Annotated in this window: 15 protein-coding genes and 4 pseudogenes; 6 read left to right on the forward strand and 13 right to left on the reverse strand. The window is 38.3% G+C overall.

The features are described 5' to 3' along the window. Positions 1 to 38: 38 nt before the first annotated feature. The 4 genes from GS3922_RS07965 to GS3922_RS07980 form a co-directional block, all read right to left on the reverse strand. Complete coding sequence (locus tag GS3922_RS07965; protein WP_063165901.1) at positions 39 to 734, reverse strand: hypothetical protein; 696 nt, start codon at positions 732 to 734, stop codon at positions 39 to 41. Next, positions 735 to 2,669 (reverse strand): N-6 DNA methylase, encoded by a 1,935-nt coding sequence (locus GS3922_RS07970; protein WP_063165902.1) that lies wholly within the window; start codon positions 2,667 to 2,669, stop codon positions 735 to 737. It abuts the gene before it with no gap. Positions 2,670 to 3,789: 1,120 nt separating this feature from the next. Beyond that, positions 3,790 to 4,293 carry a DUF4652 domain-containing protein gene (locus GS3922_RS07975; RefSeq protein WP_063165903.1) on the reverse strand — a complete coding sequence of 168 codons (504 nt, stop codon included), beginning with the start codon at positions 4,291 to 4,293 and terminating at the stop codon, positions 3,790 to 3,792. Next, entirely contained in the window at positions 4,293 to 4,754 is a 462-nt protein-coding gene (locus GS3922_RS07980) for a restriction endonuclease (RefSeq protein WP_063857308.1), read from the reverse strand. The genes GS3922_RS07975 and GS3922_RS07980 overlap by 1 nt, the downstream gene beginning before the upstream one ends. A 260-nt stretch (positions 4,755 to 5,014) precedes the next feature. On the opposite strand from GS3922_RS07980, the pseudogene GS3922_RS07985 reads away from it, so the two are divergent. Further along, positions 5,015 to 5,467 (forward strand): annotated as a pseudogene (locus GS3922_RS07985) (tyrosine-type recombinase/integrase); the annotation flags it as partial. 269 nt (positions 5,468 to 5,736) lie between these two features. Here the strand turns inward: GS3922_RS07985 and GS3922_RS07990 are convergent. From GS3922_RS07990 to GS3922_RS08000, 3 genes are read right to left on the reverse strand one after another with little or no spacing between them, the layout of a single operon-like run. Next, positions 5,737 to 6,396, reverse strand: coding sequence for a hypothetical protein (locus tag GS3922_RS07990; protein ID WP_063165904.1), 660 nt, complete (start codon positions 6,394 to 6,396; stop codon positions 5,737 to 5,739). A gap of 5 nt (positions 6,397 to 6,401) precedes the next feature. After that, a complete protein-coding gene (locus GS3922_RS07995; protein ID WP_063165905.1) occupies positions 6,402 to 7,004 on the reverse strand; it encodes a hypothetical protein in 603 nt (200 codons plus the stop codon). Next, complete coding sequence (locus GS3922_RS08000; protein WP_063165906.1) at positions 6,970 to 8,247, reverse strand: hypothetical protein; 1,278 nt, start codon at positions 8,245 to 8,247, stop codon at positions 6,970 to 6,972. Before GS3922_RS08000 ends, GS3922_RS07995 begins: the two co-directional genes overlap by 35 nt. A 315-nt stretch (positions 8,248 to 8,562) precedes the next feature. Here GS3922_RS08000 and GS3922_RS17210 point away from each other — a divergent pair. Then, positions 8,563 to 8,792: pseudogene (locus GS3922_RS17210) on the forward strand (tyrosine-type recombinase/integrase); the annotation flags it as partial. 122 nt (positions 8,793 to 8,914) lie between these two features. On the opposite strand, the gene GS3922_RS08005 reads toward GS3922_RS17210, so the two are convergent. Next, a complete protein-coding gene (locus GS3922_RS08005) occupies positions 8,915 to 10,363 on the reverse strand; it encodes an IS66-like element ISBst12 family transposase (protein WP_062898466.1) in 1,449 nt (482 codons plus the stop codon). Between the two features lie 152 nt (positions 10,364 to 10,515). Between GS3922_RS08005 and GS3922_RS17215 the strand changes: the two genes are divergently transcribed. Both GS3922_RS17215 and GS3922_RS08010 read left to right on the forward strand, forming a co-directional pair. After that, complete coding sequence (locus tag GS3922_RS17215) at positions 10,516 to 10,974, forward strand: hypothetical protein (RefSeq protein WP_082816545.1); 459 nt, start codon at positions 10,516 to 10,518, stop codon at positions 10,972 to 10,974. A 621-nt stretch (positions 10,975 to 11,595) separates the two neighbouring features. Then, entirely contained in the window at positions 11,596 to 12,048 is a 453-nt protein-coding gene (locus GS3922_RS08010; protein WP_225995633.1) for a tyrosine-type recombinase/integrase, read from the forward strand. Positions 12,049 to 12,078: 30 nt separating this feature from the next. Here the strand turns inward: GS3922_RS08010 and GS3922_RS08015 are convergent, their stop codons facing one another. Next, the gene (locus tag GS3922_RS08015) at positions 12,079 to 12,876 is read right to left on the reverse strand and encodes an endonuclease NucS domain-containing protein (RefSeq protein WP_063165907.1); all 798 of its coding nucleotides are present in this window, start codon (positions 12,874 to 12,876) and stop codon (positions 12,079 to 12,081) included. A gap of 193 nt (positions 12,877 to 13,069) precedes the next feature. Here GS3922_RS08015 and GS3922_RS17615 point away from each other — a divergent pair. After that, positions 13,070 to 13,300 (forward strand): annotated as a pseudogene (locus tag GS3922_RS17615) (IS701 family transposase); the annotation flags it as partial. Between the two features lie 138 nt (positions 13,301 to 13,438). Here the strand turns inward: GS3922_RS17615 and GS3922_RS08025 are convergent. The 3 genes and pseudogenes from GS3922_RS08025 to GS3922_RS08035 form a co-directional block, all read right to left on the reverse strand. After that, positions 13,439 to 14,422: a DUF3800 domain-containing protein gene (locus GS3922_RS08025; protein ID WP_047818383.1), complete on the reverse strand. Its 984-nt coding sequence runs from the start codon at positions 14,420 to 14,422 to the stop codon at positions 13,439 to 13,441. A gap of 533 nt (positions 14,423 to 14,955) precedes the next feature. Then, positions 14,956 to 15,210: pseudogene (locus GS3922_RS08030) on the reverse strand (multidrug ABC transporter permease); the annotation flags it as partial. 46 nt (positions 15,211 to 15,256) lie between these two features. Beyond that, a complete protein-coding gene (locus tag GS3922_RS08035) occupies positions 15,257 to 15,829 on the reverse strand; it encodes a Uma2 family endonuclease (RefSeq protein ID WP_063165910.1) in 573 nt (190 codons plus the stop codon). A 246-nt stretch (positions 15,830 to 16,075) separates the two neighbouring features. Here GS3922_RS08035 and GS3922_RS08040 point away from each other — a divergent pair, with 246 nt between their 5' ends. Then, positions 16,076 to 18,115: a molybdopterin-containing oxidoreductase family protein gene (locus GS3922_RS08040; RefSeq protein WP_063165911.1), complete on the forward strand. Its 2,040-nt coding sequence runs from the start codon at positions 16,076 to 16,078 to the stop codon at positions 18,113 to 18,115. A gap of 347 nt (positions 18,116 to 18,462) precedes the next feature. Here the strand turns inward: GS3922_RS08040 and GS3922_RS08045 are convergent, their stop codons facing one another. Then, entirely contained in the window at positions 18,463 to 18,888 is a 426-nt protein-coding gene (locus GS3922_RS08045) for an NUDIX hydrolase (protein ID WP_063165912.1), read from the reverse strand. Positions 18,889 to 19,054: the final 166 nt, after the last annotated feature.

Genomic DNA, 19,054 nt, shown 5'->3' on the forward strand with positions numbered 1-19,054 from the left:
TGCTCCAAAGTGTTCCAACTTTAATTATACAGCGTTCCCTATTCCTTAGAAACTCTATTATAACGACTCAACTTCTTACCAGTAGATGCAGAATAGTTTTTATAAATGTATTCTGATAAAGCTAATGCATCATCCTGTATTTTCTCCACATCCCATTTATCGTTGGATAAACGCTTCTTTGCGGTTAGAACAATATTTCTATATCCTTTCTTTATTTCCCAATCATACGCAAAACTGACTTGTTGATTAGCTTCCATAAGTATGTTCCGGATTGTTTCAGCATAATCCTGTCTGTGTAGCCAGATGTTTGGTTCTCTTTGCCCATGGCCGTCACAACTCATAGAAGTATATAACCCGACTTTATTTAATGCAAATACTAGACTAGCAATCCCGCTGTCCAAATCTAATATAGAGAGGTCATTGTCCGGATTATGATTCCATGCCGCTGGGACTTCTTGTGGTCTTGAAACAGAAAACCAGTTCCATCCTTGTCGATGAAAAAACTCTATTTGCTGGAATAGTGCATCCGAAACAAGGGTATTCGGCTTCAGCCGAATCCCTTGTTCGCCAATGCTAACGCCTATTTGTAATGCTGTTAATAAACTGACCATTTCGATGAAGTTAGATTTTGAATACCATAGATCCAAAACTAATTCCTCATCTACTACGTTCACCCAAAATCCTCGTCTTCTTAAACTATTTCTTAATTCAAGAAGAAGTTTCTTTTTCAACACTCATTCCCCCTGCTTTGTCATTGGTCGGATAAAAGCTCCGATGCCAAATTTTTGATAAGCATCAAAGTATTTTTTCTTTCTCTCTTCATAAGCTTTGCGAATTAATTCATCTGCCTCTTCCAATTGTCTAATCATCTCCTGTTGCTGCTCAATAGGAAGCAAAGGCAGCTCGATGGAGCGAATATCATTTGGAGTTAAAACTGTTGCAATAGATCCGCTTTGATGAGCTTCAAAAAAGTATTGGCCAATCGGACTTTCTAAGAAACGTTTGACGTAGACAGGATCGACTTCTTTTGTAGAATGAAGGCGAATGATAATAAACATATTCGATACTAAAATCGTTCCATCGTATTCCGGAACAATGGCAATTTTCTGTTGGGTTCCCCTGCTTGACACTAAAATGTCCCCCGGCTGTGCGGTAACACGCTGTACATCTCTTGTTTGAATCGGAAATTCATCAATGGTTTCAAATCGTATTTCTCCATTTTCGATATCTCGTATTTGAATAACAGGGAATAACTCCCCGTCTGCACTTTCGATTTGTCTGCGGGTTGGAAGATTCACGCCGCGGATGACCTCCGCAATGTCCCCGATCTGCACAAGTTTTTCCGCTTCGCTTTCGTATTTTTTCTTATTAAAGACGATCTTGCCGAATTCTGTGTCCAGTTCCACATGAATGAAGTATAAGGATGGGTTTAAGTCCCAATTATTTTCGGCAATTTCATCTATAGTAACAATGCGTGAGTATTTTTCTTTGTTTTCATATTCCTCGAGCGTTTCAATGATTTTCTGGACATGTTTGGAAGTCAAATATTTCTGTGTTCTTGTCCGCTCATAATCCCCTTCGGCATTAATGAATTGCACTTTGCCTTTTTTGTGGCTTGGTTTATGTTTATTCAATAGAAGAAGCGCCACCTGAATACCCGTTCCGCTAAATAAATTGTTTGGAAGGGAAACAATGCTTTCGATTACATCGTCTTTTAATAGGATGGAACGAATTTTTCTTTCTGCCGCACCTCTAACCAGTGTTCCAAAAGGAACGATTAATGCCGCTTTCCCTTCCTGATTTAAAGACGCCAATGCATGTAATATAAAGGAATAATCTCCTTGTGATTTAGATGGAAGATCATATAATTCAAATCGATGATAAGGGTCATTGATGGCAAACTCATATCCCCAATCTCTTAAACCGAATGGGAAATTCATCATAATATAGTCAAATTGCATCAGACGCCCATTTTCGAGCCATTTCGGGTCACGAATGGTATCACCCAATTTCATATCTCCCTGTTCTGGCAAGATATGATTGACAAACAAATTCAGCTTGCCAATAACATATAACTCTTCGTTAATCTCTTGTCCATAAACAGAAATATCTTTTCCTTTGCCTTTAGCGTATCGGTAGGCATCAACCAGTATATTTGCAATTCCAGCGGTTCCGTCATATACGGATCCCGTAATTGGCTTTAATGCCTGAATCATTAGCTGTGACAGGCCATCAGGTGTGAAGTCATAACCTTTTGAAGATGCAAGCAGCTCTTTTATTAATGTTTCAAAAAAAACTGTCGTAGCCTCGTTATTTTGATACTCCGTTTTCGTTAATCCATATCGTTCAAGAAGGACCACTAATTTATAAAGAGTGGTTTCCTCGATGTTCTTGAATGTATCGTTAAGAAACACGCCAGAGAGTGAAGGCTCTATGCTTTCAAGCGTACGGTATAAAGATTGGATGGTCTCTTTTACATTTCCGCGGCGATTTTTAAGTTCTTCCCTTGTTATGATGTTTGTGAGCTTCTCACCATATTTTTCATTCTCCATGGCAAAAAACAAAGTATGCAGCTTTAATAATTCTATTACTAATCCTTTTTCCATTTCCTTCTTGTCGAATTGATTTGTCAATTCATAAATAAACGGTAATGCTTTTTCGTTGTTCATCACATTTCCTCCTTAATTTTTTCAAAAGGAATTTTCGATTCCTTTATTAGATTGGATTGGTACAAAAAAATTTCCTTATGCAAAAGATTGTTCATTGTATTGTGACGCTAAAACAAGGTATAACTGATGATCCTTACGTTGTAAATATAGCATATCGATGAATTTTTATAAAGGGTATTTTTAATTCTTTTTATGTTTGGTTACGATTCCTCAAAAAACAGGAATTATGAACCATAATTTGAGCCATGATAAATGTAATAGAGGGGGATGTTTTTTGCAAGGAAAAAGTGCAGAGTATTGCAGTATATAAATTCGTTTATATTGCATAAAAATTCAATCTGAATTCTCGCTATTGAGGGCTTGACATGGAGCCTCTGCAACCATGATTCTTTTGCCAAGCGGCCAGCTGTAACAGATTTGGCAAACCCAAACAGGTTATCATGGCTACCCCTCCATGTAAAGCCCCTCTGCATAACCATTTGCATAAAAATTTTGCACATCTCTGCACTTTAATTTTGCAATAAACAGGGGGACCCAAAAGCGATCGCTTTTGGGAAATCCTATTACAAAACTTAGATAATCCTCCCAACCAGAAATTAAACATCAATTGGAAAGAATATACCTGAATGCTCTTCTACGATAAACGAACCTTGTTCAGTTATTTTTAAGGAGAAATGTAATTCCTCTTACCTCTTCGTGATTCACCTCATCTTCGCGCCCAAACGAATAAATCACTTTCGCTTTCACATAGTTGGCCTTTGGATCCTATTCGTTGTGAGCCAACTGGAGATACGCCACGGTCGTTCCCTCTTTGTTTTTGCGTATCACTCTTCGTATGTACATGCCCATAACGAAATTCAGCTGTTTTAAAAGTTAAAACAAACCAGTCGTATGCCTATGAAATTCGGCGTTTTTTCGAGGATCCACATCGCAAAATCCTTGATATAACAGCATTTTGGCCATTTTCATTTGCCTAAAACGGCCTCAAAACTGTCGAACTCCGGTTGATGGGTATGAGTAGAATGCTATTATTAATCGTTAAAATGAAAATTTAAAAGGATAGATACTGTGAACGAATCTATCCTTTTCAATAATTTACCTTACTATAGAATTTGAAAGCCTAAAACAGCTGGCTAAGTGGTATTTCATCATAATATTCCCTGAACTCATTTAGAGCTTCATCAATATACTTAATACCATTTAGGCTCATTATCTCACCTTTAATTGTTAATTTTGTGATTTGAATTTCAGGAGGGTATGAAGTAATTTTTTTTAGTTTCGCACTTGGAATATGATAAATAAAAACATTTCCGCCTACATGGACAGTACCAAAACCATAACCAATAATTACAGCGATGTTATTATTATCTATCCATATCGCATATTTGGGTATATTTTGGTCTTCGTCTGGTGAGATAATTTCTTCAATGTATCCATTTTGCAAATTGTATAAATATAAACTACCAAGGCATTCCCATTCTAAAGGATTTATATAGATAGCCATTTGATTATTAGGAGAAAATACTGGCTTAGAGGGAAATTCACTAGCAATTACCGTTTCTTTACCATGGGGATCAATTTGAATTAATTTATTTTCGATCTCATCGTATTTTAACTTATACACTACACCAAACTCCCTTCATTAATATCTCCATAATATAATATATTTTTCGACTCGGGATATGTATATATTATTTCTTCTATAACTGCTAATGGAATAAACTTAATCTTAAATGGAAAGTCACCATTTGTGTTCAACCTATTAAACCAGTCAATTTGATTAGGTGTAGGATCAACTGTAATTACTAAAACCCAAAAATCAGGTTTGTGTTGACGAGCAGTTTGAATCTCATTAATTATTGTGTTGTTAGATGGCATTTTCCCCCATTTTTTGCACTGAAAAATCCACTTTCTTTGATATTCTAAGTTGAAGGGGAGTTCTTCAGTAGTATATGCAACAATGTCTCTACCACCATCTCCCCCTCCTTTTCCATACCATCTTCTGTCATGAAATCCCATTTTACCTAAAACGTAGAATATAAACTTTTCAAAATTTGAAGGTTTTACCTCTTTCCAATTAATCATATTATTTACCTCATTTACCTCCAAGTATTATCAGAATAATGTAAGCAACTTAAAATATCTGTGTTTTTAACAAAGCATATTTTTATTAATCAAGTAGAAGAAAAAGTTTAATATCATTTTCATCACTAGTTTCATTAGAATTTAGAGCCATCCTAGATCGGCTTTTTCAATCTTTCATTTTAATCGTATAATATTAACTTAATTGTAACATCTTTTTTCCTGTTCTTAAAGAATTATTCAAGGAAGAGGGTTATTCAAAGCGTGTGGAAGAACTGTCGAATCTTAAATTAACAGACTTAGATTTGGAGTTAAAACACATTCGGATCGTGGGAAAGGGGATGAAAGTCCGAACGGTGTCGATCTCGAATATCTTGCTGGCGGAATTGGAGGATTGGTTCGAGTTTCGCGCAGGAATGGCGAAAAAGAAGCCGCATATCGCTCAATCGCCATACGTCTTTTACAGTCAGCGATCACCGGAATTTTCGGTTCGGGACATTCAGCGAATGATCGAGAGTTACAGCCTTCCGAATAAAAAACTGACGTCCCATATGTTCCGGTATACGCTTTGTAAATGGATGTTAAAAGCGACGAACAATGACATCGAGAAGGTACGAAGGCTTGCTGGTCATAGCAATATCGCTACAACATCACGATATTTAAAAGAAAGCTATAGTGATTTGGCGGATGCTGTAGAGGCATTGCCGAAATTTTAACATTAAGACTGATGAAAGTTGATATTAAAAAGGATATCCCTTTAAAATTGTAAACTTTGGGGATATCCTTTCGATTATTTTGTAACTCAGTCTCATCTTTTAAATATGTCCAAGTATTTTTAACGCCACAGTACTAATTTTGAACTCTTAATAAAGGAACGTAAGGACCAACTTTACCTGTTGGTTGCATCTAGCTCCTTGAAGGGAATTTTACACAATATCTAGGATCTGAGCGATAGCTTCTAAAGTAACAGCTTATACAAATCCAGTTATTCATCTTTATCTTTAAATATGGTACCTAAATAAAGTTCATTCATTTCAACTATATCATCTTTTATTAACTTTAAGATCTGTTCGATATTTTCCTTATTTTCTAATTTATTAATAATTAAATCTAAGTACTTGTAAATCTGATATGATTTCTTGAAAGCTTTTATATGATTACTATATTCTTTGTTTTTTAACTCCTTCAGGAAATCCAAGTAAAATGTAAAGTTTAGCTGTGTATACACCGCTAGGAAAATTTCCTTTACTTCCTTTTCCTCCGCAATTTCAGCAGCCAAGTCGGATAAAGAGCCTTCCCCCATTATTTTTATGACTTTTTTTAATACTGCACGGTTATCTTCGAATTCATCTCTTATATTTTCGTAATGTTTTTCTTCGTTTTCTTTCTTTTCCCTTTCCTTACTCTTTTCTTGTAAATAAAATATGAAGAAAGCTACAATTCCAGAAAGTGTACTTCCAATCAATACAAAAGAAGCCCTTATATACATATCCAAGAGATCTACACTTTTTTCATCAATTAGGAATTTCTTATTAATAAGTAATAAAATAAGTGAAAAGCTTGAAAACACAGCTAGAAAGATTACTAATAAAATTAAGTGGAATGGTGTAATAGATTGTCTCTTTTCTTGTCTATTACCTGACATTACTTTTATCCCCTATACATTATATCTCTGTATCTTCTGATTTTTCGTTGGAGTTCCATTGATCTTTTGCCAATAGGTTTCCCATCTTTATAAATCAGTTCTTCAGCTGATTCTAGAGAAACTTCTTCATCTATCCCCCTTTCTAATACAGCTGAAGACGATTGTAATACATTAGAAAGGGGGTTATCCTTTAAATTTTTTTTAACTTCCTCCAGCAACTCTTCATTAATTCTAAATAGTAACTTTACCTCGCTTAAGTAATCAGGTGAAGAAGTAAGATTATCTTCAAAACCACATTCTCTGCATTTAAAATTAAATAGAGATTCTTCATCTTTAATAATGTTTATTTTACCACACCTATCACATTCATATTTAAATTGTTGTTTTATAATATGTTCACTATCAGTCAGTCCTAAAAAGAAGCGAATAGCTTCTTTTGGAGATTTCGAATACGATAATGCGAATCTATAAGGACTAAGGTACTCAGCTCCTAAACTAACCTCTTTTGCAATAAAATTCTGTAGCAAAGGAAAATATTCATCTAGAGGATATTCTTTGGCAAGAACTTCATTTTCATTGTATAAATCCCTTAATCTTTTGAATAACATACTCTTCCTTAATCCTCCTTTCGTCTACAGATGAGGCTAATGAATTCGATTGGGTATAATCTACATAATAATGAATTTCCAACACACTATGAATTTCTTTAAATGCTACCTCGACAAATGACAAATCCTCTTCCTTCTCTTTACCAGTAAGCCTTTTCATAAAATCATTCTTATTAAATCTCCAATAAACTCCAATCTCTGATATTTCTTCATATTCTTTTACCAAATCCTTTAGATTCCAGTAAATTTTAGAATAGTAAACAGGCTTGTGATCCTCGTTTCGATTGACTGACCTAGTTATTTTTCGATCAATAAAACCGAATCCAAAAATATAACCGCCGTCTTTAATAAAATCTTCTAGTTTCATGTTATGAACAGTATCTTGATATTTAACAGTCATTACTTTCTCTACAAAAGGATCTGGATTGGATATGTGGAGTTGCTCTTTCAAGTATTTAGAGATATTTTGTCTTAATTCTTTCTCCGTTAACTTGGTACTTTCCTTTTCTTCATTTTTGGCAACTTCTTTTTTTATTAATCTTAAGGACTTGTTAGATTCATCTAAAAACAATTTATATAAACCTTTATGTATTTTTGCTTCTCCAGGTTTTGACGCGATTAAAGCAATTGGTAATTGGTTGTTAACGAATTGATACATATAATTAATTACGTGTCTTAACTGTATGTTTGTAGTGTTCCTTAACAAATGTTGGTTTAAACGTATTTCCATATGCTTATGTTTAAAGTCTAGTATACACGAAACATAAAAAGCACATTTTTCTTTTTTTATACCTAATTCCGCCATTCCCAATTTAAAAAGAAAAATAATTCTGTTTCCTTCTTGTCTAATTGTAATTAACTTTTCATCTGGGTGTACAACTTGAGACAACTTACGTTCAATATATGGTGAATATTTACTCGATGTTTTTAGCTCTTGAAAGGCTTCATTTGCTGTTAAGTCTGTAGTTATATTCAAGTAATAACATCTCTCAGGAAACAAATGTACTATAGCCTCAAAGAATGTTTTATCTATTTCACTATCGTCAAAACCTTGGGATACCTGTTCATTTAATACTGTTTGAATTTTTTCGTAAGAACTCCCAGAAGCCTGTCTAAATAATTTATTAAAGTCTTCAATTTTTGTTTTTAGGTAATTTTTAAGTTGATTTATCCCAAAATTTCTAAGTAAGCTAAACTTATAGTCATATAAAACGTTATTTGTACTATTTGTACTAATAGTCATTTTGAACCACTTCCCCCAGTAATATTACAACATAATATTTTAGATTTTTTTGCCATTTTGAGCAATTACAATTATAGCATTCATGATAAATTTCTAATATAATCCAATTCCGGGCTTTTTTATCCATATGAAGTTCTGTCAATGCACATTATCGCTCTAGTTCTAAATGCTTAGACTTGGTAACTTGAAACTTCTCTAAGTGCTGATACTTTTCAGGATGAGGGAGCGGATCCGGTCTTAACTACAATAACCGATTTTGTTGCAAAGCATGGAATTTAATGCTTTCTTGAATTAATTTCCATTTTTGGTTTTTGAGGCATCCAACGAATGATTGAAAGTTACAGCCTGCTGAATAAAAAATTAACTCCACATATGTTCTGCCATACGTTTTGTAAGTGGATGCTAAAGGTGACGAACAGCGATATCGAGAAAGTGTGGAGTCTTGCTGGTTATAACAATATCGCCACAACATCGCGATACTTTGATACTTAAAGGACAGCTACAGTGATCTGGTAGATTTTATGGGGGTAATGCCCAACTATTAAAATAAATGCATTAAAAACCATTTATTTTATTATGGGTGATTTTAAATAAGTAACTATTCACCCCAGTGCTAGTGTATAAAAAAGCCCAGCACAAATAGGGCATTTCGGTCATAGAAAATGCCCTAGGTAGCGGAAAGAACTCGATCGATCGTTTCGCCTGCCAACAGAAGACATAACGAATCCCACACGTTTTTTTCGTGTTTCGTCAGTGTGGAAACGATGCTTCTTGCGATGCAAAACGACTGCGCGAATGTTTCTTCGCGAAACGTACCCGAAATGTTCTCTTTGACTTTGACCATGCGAAGATCGCGTTCGGCTTGGTTGTTATCAAAGGGAACATGTACTTCACGTAAGAAACGCAGCGCTTCTTCCTTTCGTTTTTGAAGGCGTCGAACAAAAGCGAGTGCTTTTTTCGGAAGAGGCGTCATCGTTTCTAATCGGTGTTGTGCTCTTTCTAGGATGCGATCATACACTCGTTCCCACCGTCTCGCTTCTTCTTCGGAAAGTGCACCGTGATGGGCTTCGACGGCTTGCTTGGCGGCTAACAGAAACGTGGTCATGCGCATCGCCCACGTATGCCCCTGTTCGATGAATCCTTTTAACTCACGCAAATGGTGGGCATGACAAAGGGCATGGGTGGCATGTGTGTATTTCGGATACGTACCGAACGCATCGTGCATCATCGTCCCTTCATATCGGGGAAGAATCCCGATATCATCGGTCGCTTTTTTTCCACGAGAAGCGTGAGGAGCCAAGTATGTATATCTCGATGTACACGCGACATGCACCCATGCGAGTTTCCCATTGATGCGCAAACTCGTTTCATCGACATGCAGGATGTTGGATTCAAGTAAGGCGTCTTCGATGATGTCCATATTTGATTCCAGCGCTTCGCGTCCTCGTTTCACCATATTGGCAAGGGTTCCTGTACTAATCGAGTGTTGATATAACGCTTCGATTGTATCACTTAAACGCTTGTACGGGATCAATTGGATATGATGTAAATAAACAACGAGCGCCGTGAGCCGTGGACCGTATTGCACATGATTCGTGACATGGGATGGGAATTCGGCTTGTTGCACGCATCGACAATGTGGACACGATTTCACTTCACGTTCATGTTGTGTCACCTCGATCGCCACAGGAGGGACATCAAACACTTGACGGATATCGACTTTGAACGGTTTGACTTCACGCAAAGAAGCTCCACATCCTTGACACGTATGCACACGGTGGACGACACGATGATGTGGATGTTCCACTTGACGGAGCGTCTTCCCCTCATGTCCCTCTTGCCCACCAGGCTTTTTGCCAGACGGCTCGCGGGAGGAACGCTTTTTCTCAAAACGGTCAGAAGATGGGGGCAAATGGCTATTGGAGCTGTTTTTTTTCGTGCGTGCTTCCAGCTCTTGAACACGGTACTTCAGTTGTTCATTTTCTTTGCGTAGTTGTTTGTTTTCGTGACGCAAATGTTCATTTTCTTGAATGAGTTGATGAATGAGCTGTTTTTGTTGTTGAACTTTGCCGATTAAGCTCTCAACTGTAAATACAGCTTGTTGTACCGTCAACATGCGATTCACCTCCTTGTCTATCAATATTCACATCATAGACAAGAAAAGAAGAAAATATTCAGCTCACTTTATGATGTGGCTGAATAGTTACTTAAATAAAATAAATGTTGTGGCAATGAAATTATATTATAGATTAAGGGGAGGAGATTTATTTGATTAAGAGATTGAAACAGGGGATCATCGCTGCCATTGCAGCAGGATCATTAGTGTTAGGATTTGGAACTCCAAATACGTATGCTGTTTCCTATACTGACTTTGGACCAGCTTCGTTTGCTAATGGGGATGGTAAATACGAATTGACCATTCGAACCACTTCGGTAGAAAAGAATGTAACCATCTCAGTCTATGATCTTTATCGAGTAAATCGTAACTCGGGTGCCGTTACCCACATGTATGGTGATACTAGTGCTTTATCTGTTCGGCTTTGTAATGCTTCGACAGGAAACTGTACAGCCTTTAAATCATTTTCACAAGTGAACGGTAGTGCCATCTTCACGAATATGAAAGCTGGAACATTTTACGTGGATATACGTGATAGCTGGGCAAGTTACTATTTTAAAGGTACGGCCTCTGCAAAAACGCATAGTCGGGATCCATATGAATGGGAATGACCGGAGCAATCCGGTCTTTTTATTTTTGCCTCCCCCTCTTCCTTACTTTTCGTGGTTTTCGCTTGGCTTTTTTTAACCAAAAACAGGAACATATATTCGCGAATTGAACATATGTTCCTAAAAGAAGATCCTTGCGTCGATGTTGCTTGATATTTCTTGTCTGCCAAAAAATAGAATTTTATGTATCGATATGAAGAGCTTCTATGCCAACTGCGAATGCGTCGATCATGTACTGGATCCTCTCGAAGGTTATGTTGTCGTTGTTTCTTTTTCTAGACAAATAAGAACAAATGTGCTAATATATGTTATAAATTAGCAACTTATTTTTTGTTTACAATTATCATTTTTTTGTACAAATTATCAAAGTTTATCCTCGATTATTAAGTTAACTTACTGTTTTATCATTTTTTTATCGTTTCACTTTATATTATGTTAACTTATTATTTTCCCGGAATCTCATGACCTCTTCCCTCCAGTGCCCATAAAATCAATTATCCGGAACTTGTTAACCTAAGTTCCTCATAGTTTTTTGTGTCTACGAATTATCATTTTTTAAACGAATTATCATTATTTTTTTATCGATTATCATCGGTCGTTGATTATCAACTGGAGGTGTTTTTTATGTTGTTTCGACAAGCCATTGATGAATTTGTGTTGTACTTGCAAATTGAAAAAAACTATTCACTTAACACCGTTGATGGTTATGCTTATGATTTGAGATGTTTCGAGAACTTCTTAATTCAACACGGTTATTCTGTACAACTTCATGACATTACAAAAACGCATGTTCGTCGCTTCATCCAGCATCAGATTACAAAAGAAAATGTTAAACCTAGAACGGTCTATCGGAGAATTTCTTGCTTGAAATCGTTCAGTAAATACTGTGTCAAAGAAAATCTAATCGACAACGATTTTATGATTGGAATTGATACTCCTAAAACGGATAGCAAATTACCGACTTATATGTCTTTGTCTGAACTACGAAAACTGTTTCATTTTTTAGAGCAAGACAATAGCCGAATGGCGATGCGAAACCATCTTCTGTTTAAACTTTTTTTATTACTGTCTACTTGACAGGGGTAAGACCATTTTGAGCCAGCCTCATTATATACTTGCTTTCTGTATTGTGAAGTTAAGTTGATACTCAAATAGAGAAATTTCAGGGACGATAGAAGCGGCATATTTAAGTTTATCATCAACTTTTTTGGCTACTATTACTCCACTAACATTCTTTCCTTTTGCTATATTCTTTTTTACCCAACCCATGTATCGAGCAATTTGACCAATAGCTGCATCCGGTCCTTTGCTAAGTTTTAGCTCAAATACAACAAAATTACCTTCCTCGTCAACGGCTAAAATATCAATGAGCCCGACATCAGTTGGGTATTCTACTCCATTTCGTCCTTCATCGTCAATATATAATTTTAACCTTTTTCCATTCACGTCTAATGATTGAATGTTTTGTGCTATAAAGTCACGTAGATGGCTTTCAACAGGAAACAACATATCTGGTTCTGTTGACTCCAAGCCATTTTCTGTTTCAGCAATCGCTATGTCTTCTTCTAATCCTTTTTGAGCAACTGTTAATTTCCCATATTCATTTTTACGTATTTCCCATACACCATGTTCATTGGGATTATACAATACAACTTGCCCTCTTCCTACAGTAAACAAAAAATCATATTTAGAATTAGCAATTCTTGGTTTTTGATTCTCTGGGTAATGAACTCGTGAAGGTTGATTAACAGTACAAACAATGATCTGAGCATTTATCGTGTTTTCGTTAACATTACCATATTTGTTTTTGATATAATTTTTTATTTCAGCATATGTAACTTTTTGATTTGGGCTGTTTTCTACCGCTTCTTTAATCATTTGCCACACATATGGCTTGTTACTCATGTTAATTTAATCCTCCATTCTCTTATAGTGTGAGTGCGATCTAATGTGAATTTTACAAAATAACACTCATCTACTGTAGATGAGCAAATTCGCTAACATAAATTGACAACCAAACAAAAAAGGAGACATGAACCCAGCCCCTTGAGTAAAATAGATGTGCTCAAACCCATTCACACAAGGAGGTTCATGTCTCATGAATAGATTAGCACATCATCAAGGAATCCACAAGTTTTTCATGACGCTGGGATTGGCGCTTTATTTCTCGAAGCCGGTCATCAAGCATCTCGTTCATCTTGTCGACGCCTTGACGACCAAGGGATTTTCGGGGACATTGACGGATGTCGGGTACTGGAGTTTTCACCCGAATCATCGAACCACGCTCAGCCACTTTTTCACGAAAAGCCCTTGGAACGAGGAAAAACTAAGTGTAGACAGCCAATTTAGGTGTCGGACTGACGAAATGGGCGCCGATCCTTGATGCCACGGCGGTATTGTATTTGCTTTTTGAAATACTTGGCCGATTAACAAAATGAGAATCGTCGCAAGCAACGATTTCAAAATGTTAGATCATTTTTACCTGCGGTTCTATAATGGAATAATTTCTTCCGCGCCCTTCAATCTGGTCTTTATATCCTATAAGTGTATTTAGCATTGTATTAGGATAGTTCACTTTTTCTCTCAACTCTTTCAATGATTTTGGGGAATCTTCAAGCATTACTTTCTGGATACGTGTCATTTCTTGCACATCGTACGCGGCTTTATAGGTCATAAAAGGCGATACATAATCACTTATGTTCATGGGAGTAAGCTCTTCGCTTCCTGTCCATTTGTATAGTTTTATTTGTTTCTGGAACTTAGTAAGGTTATCTTGCTCGATCAGAAATCTATATATGAGATCGCTTTTTATTTTAGAAACATTTGATTGTTCAAGATAATTTTTTTCTAGCAAAAATACAACAATCCCCATAAAAGTATCGACTATTTGCAAAGGAATGGATTTAGCTGAATCTTGGGATATTACACTAACCACTCGATAGTTTTTGTTTCTATAGGCAGAATGTGCGTTCATCTGTTCAATAATTTTATGTCCAAGAAAAATTTGATCATATTCATCGTTCTGATCCACTTTAATTTTAACTTTAATCATCCCATCGTTTTTGCTAAATTCAGATAAATTTCTAGTCACACCATAGAACAGCCTTTCTGGTATCTTTATATAAAATAAATTTCTCAACTCAGGAGTAGTCAATCCTATCCTTTGCGCAGCATATAAGGCGTCCTTATTGTTCACGATAAGAATGTTTATTTTTACATCCTCATTGATAACTGTATGGAGAGTTTGGAAGTATTTTTTTACATGGTTGTCTTTCGTATACTCACGAAAGTGTAACTCACTAAAGGATTTACATTGTTTAAAGATATTCCGAACTTTTCTAACCACTTTTGCCATCGATATATCTGTACTTCCATAAGCACCATAATAAGAATACTCCACGTCAAGTTGATCAATTTTATTACTCTCATCAAAATAGATTAAGTAGTACATAAATTGACACACCTCATTTTTCTTACTCCAATTGATATATTTTTTATCTAAACTCTATTGACTAAAACAATTTTATGCCTTATATTTAATTTAAAGCAAGGTGTTATTTTCCCCGCTACCGTTTAGGCAGGGCTGATAGCACAAAAGTTCGGTAAGATAGCTTTTCCCCGCTACCGTTTAGGCAGGGCTGAGCTATCTTTTTTGTTTTTTGATAGCAACCTCATTGTCCATAGGTTACCTAGTCCTGCTAAAATAGTAAACCTTCACGCCTCCTAACGGACTCATTAAACTTTCGATTGGTTTACTAAAGTCTGCTCTTTCAACGTTGGACCAACTCTGGCATATGCGGAAAGGAGCGGCCAATAGCCGAATGCTCGACTGATTGGCCCGCCCCATTTCGTTTGTGCGCTCATTTGGCTGCAACGATGGTGGTCCCATTACTTTGTTTGTTCTTTTTCGACTCGTTTTGGCATATGCTCTTTTTCATACGATCTGTTGCGGAAGGAAGCGCAAGACAGCTTCCTTCTCCTCGATTAACCCACTTTGATCGCGTTTTTCTCTCCTTGTTGCAGTTGATACATTTGATAATATTTGCCTTTCTTGTTCATCAGTTCGTCATGAGTGCCGCGTTCGACGATCGTGCCGCGGTCTAGCACAAGAATTTGATCGGCATTTCGAATCGTCGATAAACGGTGAGCGATGATAAACGTGGTGCGCCCTTTTTTGAGCACATCGAGCGCTTGCTGAATGACCGCTTCCGTTTCCGTATCGATGTTGGCGGTTATTTGTAGATTGCAAGCATACTCCCCCATCTACGCTGACGCTTCGCGTTGTTTATGATAACCGCTGAAACACATCATGGAGGCAAACCTTTAAATCTGGATACAGAAAAGAAACGAGTACATCTTGTTCTCCAAATACTTCCCTTTTTTCATATGCTCCGTTATGCCATCCGTACACCTCCACGGTTCGATGCAGCGGATCAACCATCCAGTACTCTTTTACTTCAAACCGTTGATACAATTTGTATTTTTCATTTCGGTCTTTTAACGCCGTACTCGGAGACAACACTTCTACGATTAAATCAGGGGCTCCCACGCATCCCTTTTCTGTTATTTTCTCTCGGTTACAAATAACAGAAATATCGGGCTGCACCACATTTTTCGCGGATTTGTCATCAAGGCTTGAAGCGAATATGACATCAAATGGGGCCATGACCACTACACATCGTTGTTGTTGAAAATCATCCCGCAATGCCGCATACAACTCACCAACCATATACTGGTGAGCAAACGAAGGAGAAGGAGCCATGCTATATGGCACGCCATCAATCAATTCCCATTGTCCGTCCCATTTGAGATAATCTTCATATGTATAGTTGTGATTTGAAAACTCCGGAGTCGTCATCGCGCCTTCACTCCATTTCGTTTTTTGTTTCCATTATATCATTGCTATTCTTTTCGTTGGCCATGGATGGAAGCCGTGTTAGCGACAAAAACGGATATTGAATCATCCGTCTCCCCCCTCTTGTTTAGGATGTCATCGAATTCAAAAGTTCTATCTATCATCGTTGCCATACTCTTCAAATTATTTTATCATATTAACCGTCTAACTAAGTCTCCATTATTTCTTTGATCACGAAAGGGGAAAACGATGGGTTCATTTGTACAACAGCCAACCGGCATCTTTCCGTCTGTCTGTTCTCTCGATTGTCCTGATCAATGCGGGTTGCTCGTGCATAAGAAAGATGGGAAAATCGTGAAAATTCAAGGCGACCCGGATCATCCTGTGACAAAAGGCCATATATGCAATAAAGTGCGGAATATAACCGAACGAATTTACGACCTGAAGCGCTTGAAATACCCGATGAAACGTGTGGGTGCTAAAGGGGAAGGGAAATTTACGCGGATCAGCTGGGACGAAGCGCTCGAGACCATTGCGGCCAAATGGAAAGAATTGATTGAAACATACGGACCTGAAAGCATCCTTCCTTATAGCTTTTATGGCAACATGGGAAGACTCAGCGCCGAAGGCATGGACCGGCGTTTTTTCCATCGGCTAGGCGCATCCTTGCTTGATCGGACCATTTGTTCGTCCGCTGGATCTCAAGGGCTTCAATATACGATGGGAGGCGGCTTTGGAATCGATCCGGAAGAAACGATTCATGCCAAACTCGTCATCTTCTGGGGAATTAATGCGGTCAGTACGAACATGCATCAAGTCATCCTAGCCCAAAAAGCCCGAAAAAACGGGGCGAAGATTGTGGTAATTGATGTTCATAAAAACCAAACCGGGCAGCTTGCTGACTGGTTCATTCCGATCCTGCCGGGCACCGATGCCGCTCTTGCTTTAGGCATGATGCATATTTTATTTGCAGAAAACATGGTAGACGATGATTTTTTGAGAAAATATACGGTTGGATATGAGGAGCTGTGCGAACATGTGGTTCAGTACGATCCTATTATGGTTTCCAAAATAACAGGTGTTCCCGTTGAAGATATTTATAAGCTTGCCAGATGGTATGGGCAAACCACCCCTTCCTTCATTCGAATCGGCAACGGTTTGCAGCATCACGACAACGGAGGAATGTGCATCCGAACGATCGCCTGTCTCCCTGCCCTGACCGGACAATGGTTGGTCAAAGGCGGCGGCGCCATCAAATCCAATAGCGGCTACCTAGCTCTTAATCAAATGAGCTTGCAGCGCCCGGATCTATTGCAAAACAAACATACACGAATCATCAACATGAATCGGCTCGGTGAGGCATTGTTGGAATTGGATCCGCCGATTCGTTCGTTATTCGTGTACGGCACCAATCCGGCCGTCGTTGCTCCAAACAGCAACAAAGTACGACAAGGATTGGCGAGAGAGGATCTCTTTGTCATCGTGCATGATTTGTTTATGACAGAAACCGCCAAATACGCCGATATTGTGCTTCCGGCCACTTCTTCATTTGAAAATACAGATTTGTATACATCCTATTGGCACCACTATGTTCAAATTCAACAACCAGTGATTGAACGATACGGAGAGTCTAAATCGAATGTTGAAGTGTTCCAATTGTTGGCGAAACGAATGGGGTTTGAGGATCCGTGTTTATACGAGACAGAAGAAGAAATGATTTCGCAAGCCTTGGATCACCCAACCAACCCTTTCTTGGAAGGAATCCGTTATGAAACATTGGTAGAAAAACAGTATATCAAAGCAAAGGTCAAACGGTTGCTGCCGGGAACCTTACCAACGCCGAGCGGAAAAATGGAGCTGTATTCGAAGAAAATGGAACAAGATGGCTATCCTCCGTTGCCAACGTATACGCCGATTGTTGACGATGGGGATTTTCCGTTTTTCTTTGTGCCCGGTCCTAATCACAACTTTTTAAACACCACGTTCTCCAATAATGAAAAGCACATTTCGTTGGAAAAAGAACAGCGTTTGTATATGAATGTGAAAGATGCCCTGGCGAAAGGAATTAAAGATGGGGATCGAGTCCGAGTATGGAACGATCGCGGAGAATGCGTGTTGAAAGCGTCCGTTGGAGAACATGTCCTCCCTGGTGTCGTCGTCACGCAAGGGTTATGGGCCGATTCTCCGGGCACAAACCATTTGGTCAACTCCCTTACTCCCGATCGGATCGCCGACATGGGCGGCGGCGCGACCTTTTTCTCCGGCCGCGTCGATGTGGAAAAATGCTAGGATGAATGGCTCGAGGGGCTGGCTGGAAATCAATATGTAGGCCAGGTGCCCCTCTTTTTACTGTTTGCTGAAAACAGAAAACACTATCGTTATCGTTCCGTCTCCGCGAGCTGGCTTTATCCTCTCTCCAATCTCATCGCGAACATATGCGGTAAATTTAGCAGTTCTTCTTTCGTTGGCTTAAGTTGGAAAACGAGCAACTCACTTGGCCGTGCCGCCTCCCTTGTCTAAAGCATTCTTTACCTCGCTTGATCGGTTGGAAGAGCGATTGCTTCGGTCCATCCAGCCGAAGCAAAGCTCTCTGTCGGCGGGCAGGGAAAAGTGGCCGTCAAACAGCTGATCGGTTCTTATATGTAATTCAATATCTCACGCGGCGCAAACTCATCGATGCTCTGCAATTCTTCCTTGCTCCACCATTTTACCTGTTGCCATGCATCCTTTTCGTCTTTCGTCATATTTTCGAACGATAATCTCGTATCGGATGGAATCATGATTTTGTAATAAATCTCTCGACTAACAAAAGGACCTTGTTTCCCATCGATCCATACATCGAGTTGGAATAGGGGTTCGCCGACAAGGTCGACAACAATGCCTAGCTCTTCATATAACTCTCTTTTTAACGCTTCCGCCGGGGTCTCATTTTCTTCAATTCCTCCCCCTGGAGTCACCCATAACACCTTGTTTCCTACCACATCGCGAAATTCAAATCGCTGAAGAAGAATTTCATTCCGTTCATTGATGATCACGGCTCTAGAACATTGGCGTATCTTCATAAAAGGCTGCCCCCTATATCGATGATCGTTTTGATCGACTCATTCGTATTATCATATTTCACCATCTTTCCTCTATCCCTTCCCCCTTCGATTTTTCCGGTGGGGAGAGCGACGCTGCCGATCGAGCGGTTTTGTATGCCGCAAAAACAAGGCAGAGGGAATCCTC

The organism is Geobacillus subterraneus (assembly GCF_001618685.1).
GTDB classification, from domain to species: Bacteria; Bacillota; Bacilli; order Bacillales; family Anoxybacillaceae; genus Geobacillus; species Geobacillus subterraneus.

Coding starts and splice junctions, on each gene's coding strand:
- GS3922_RS07970 (WP_063165902.1), bottom strand. CDS start 2,669: ATGAACAACGAAAAAGCATTACCGTTTATTTATGAATTGACAAATCAA.
- GS3922_RS07980 (WP_063857308.1), bottom strand. CDS start 4,754: ATGATTAATTGGAAAGAGGTAAAACCTTCAAATTTTGAAAAGTTTATA.
- GS3922_RS07990 (WP_063165904.1), bottom strand. CDS start 6,396: ATGTCAGGTAATAGACAAGAAAAGAGACAATCTATTACACCATTCCAC.
- GS3922_RS07995 (WP_063165905.1), bottom strand. CDS start 7,004: ATGTTATTCAAAAGATTAAGGGATTTATACAATGAAAATGAAGTTCTT.
- GS3922_RS08000 (WP_063165906.1), bottom strand. CDS start 8,247: ATGACTATTAGTACAAATAGTACAAATAACGTTTTATATGACTATAAG.
- GS3922_RS08005 (WP_062898466.1), bottom strand. CDS start 10,363: ATGTTGACGGTACAACAAGCTGTATTTACAGTTGAGAGCTTAATCGGC.
- GS3922_RS08010 (WP_225995633.1), top strand. CDS start 11,596: ATGTTGTTTCGACAAGCCATTGATGAATTTGTGTTGTACTTGCAAATT.
- GS3922_RS08015 (WP_063165907.1), bottom strand. CDS start 12,876: ATGAGTAACAAGCCATATGTGTGGCAAATGATTAAAGAAGCGGTAGAA.
- GS3922_RS08025 (WP_047818383.1), bottom strand. CDS start 14,422: ATGTACTACTTAATCTATTTTGATGAGAGTAATAAAATTGATCAACTT.
- GS3922_RS08035 (WP_063165910.1), bottom strand. CDS start 15,829: ATGACGACTCCGGAGTTTTCAAATCACAACTATACATATGAAGATTAT.
- GS3922_RS08040 (WP_063165911.1), top strand. CDS start 16,076: ATGGGTTCATTTGTACAACAGCCAACCGGCATCTTTCCGTCTGTCTGT.
- GS3922_RS08045 (WP_063165912.1), bottom strand. CDS start 18,888: ATGAAGATACGCCAATGTTCTAGAGCCGTGATCATCAATGAACGGAAT.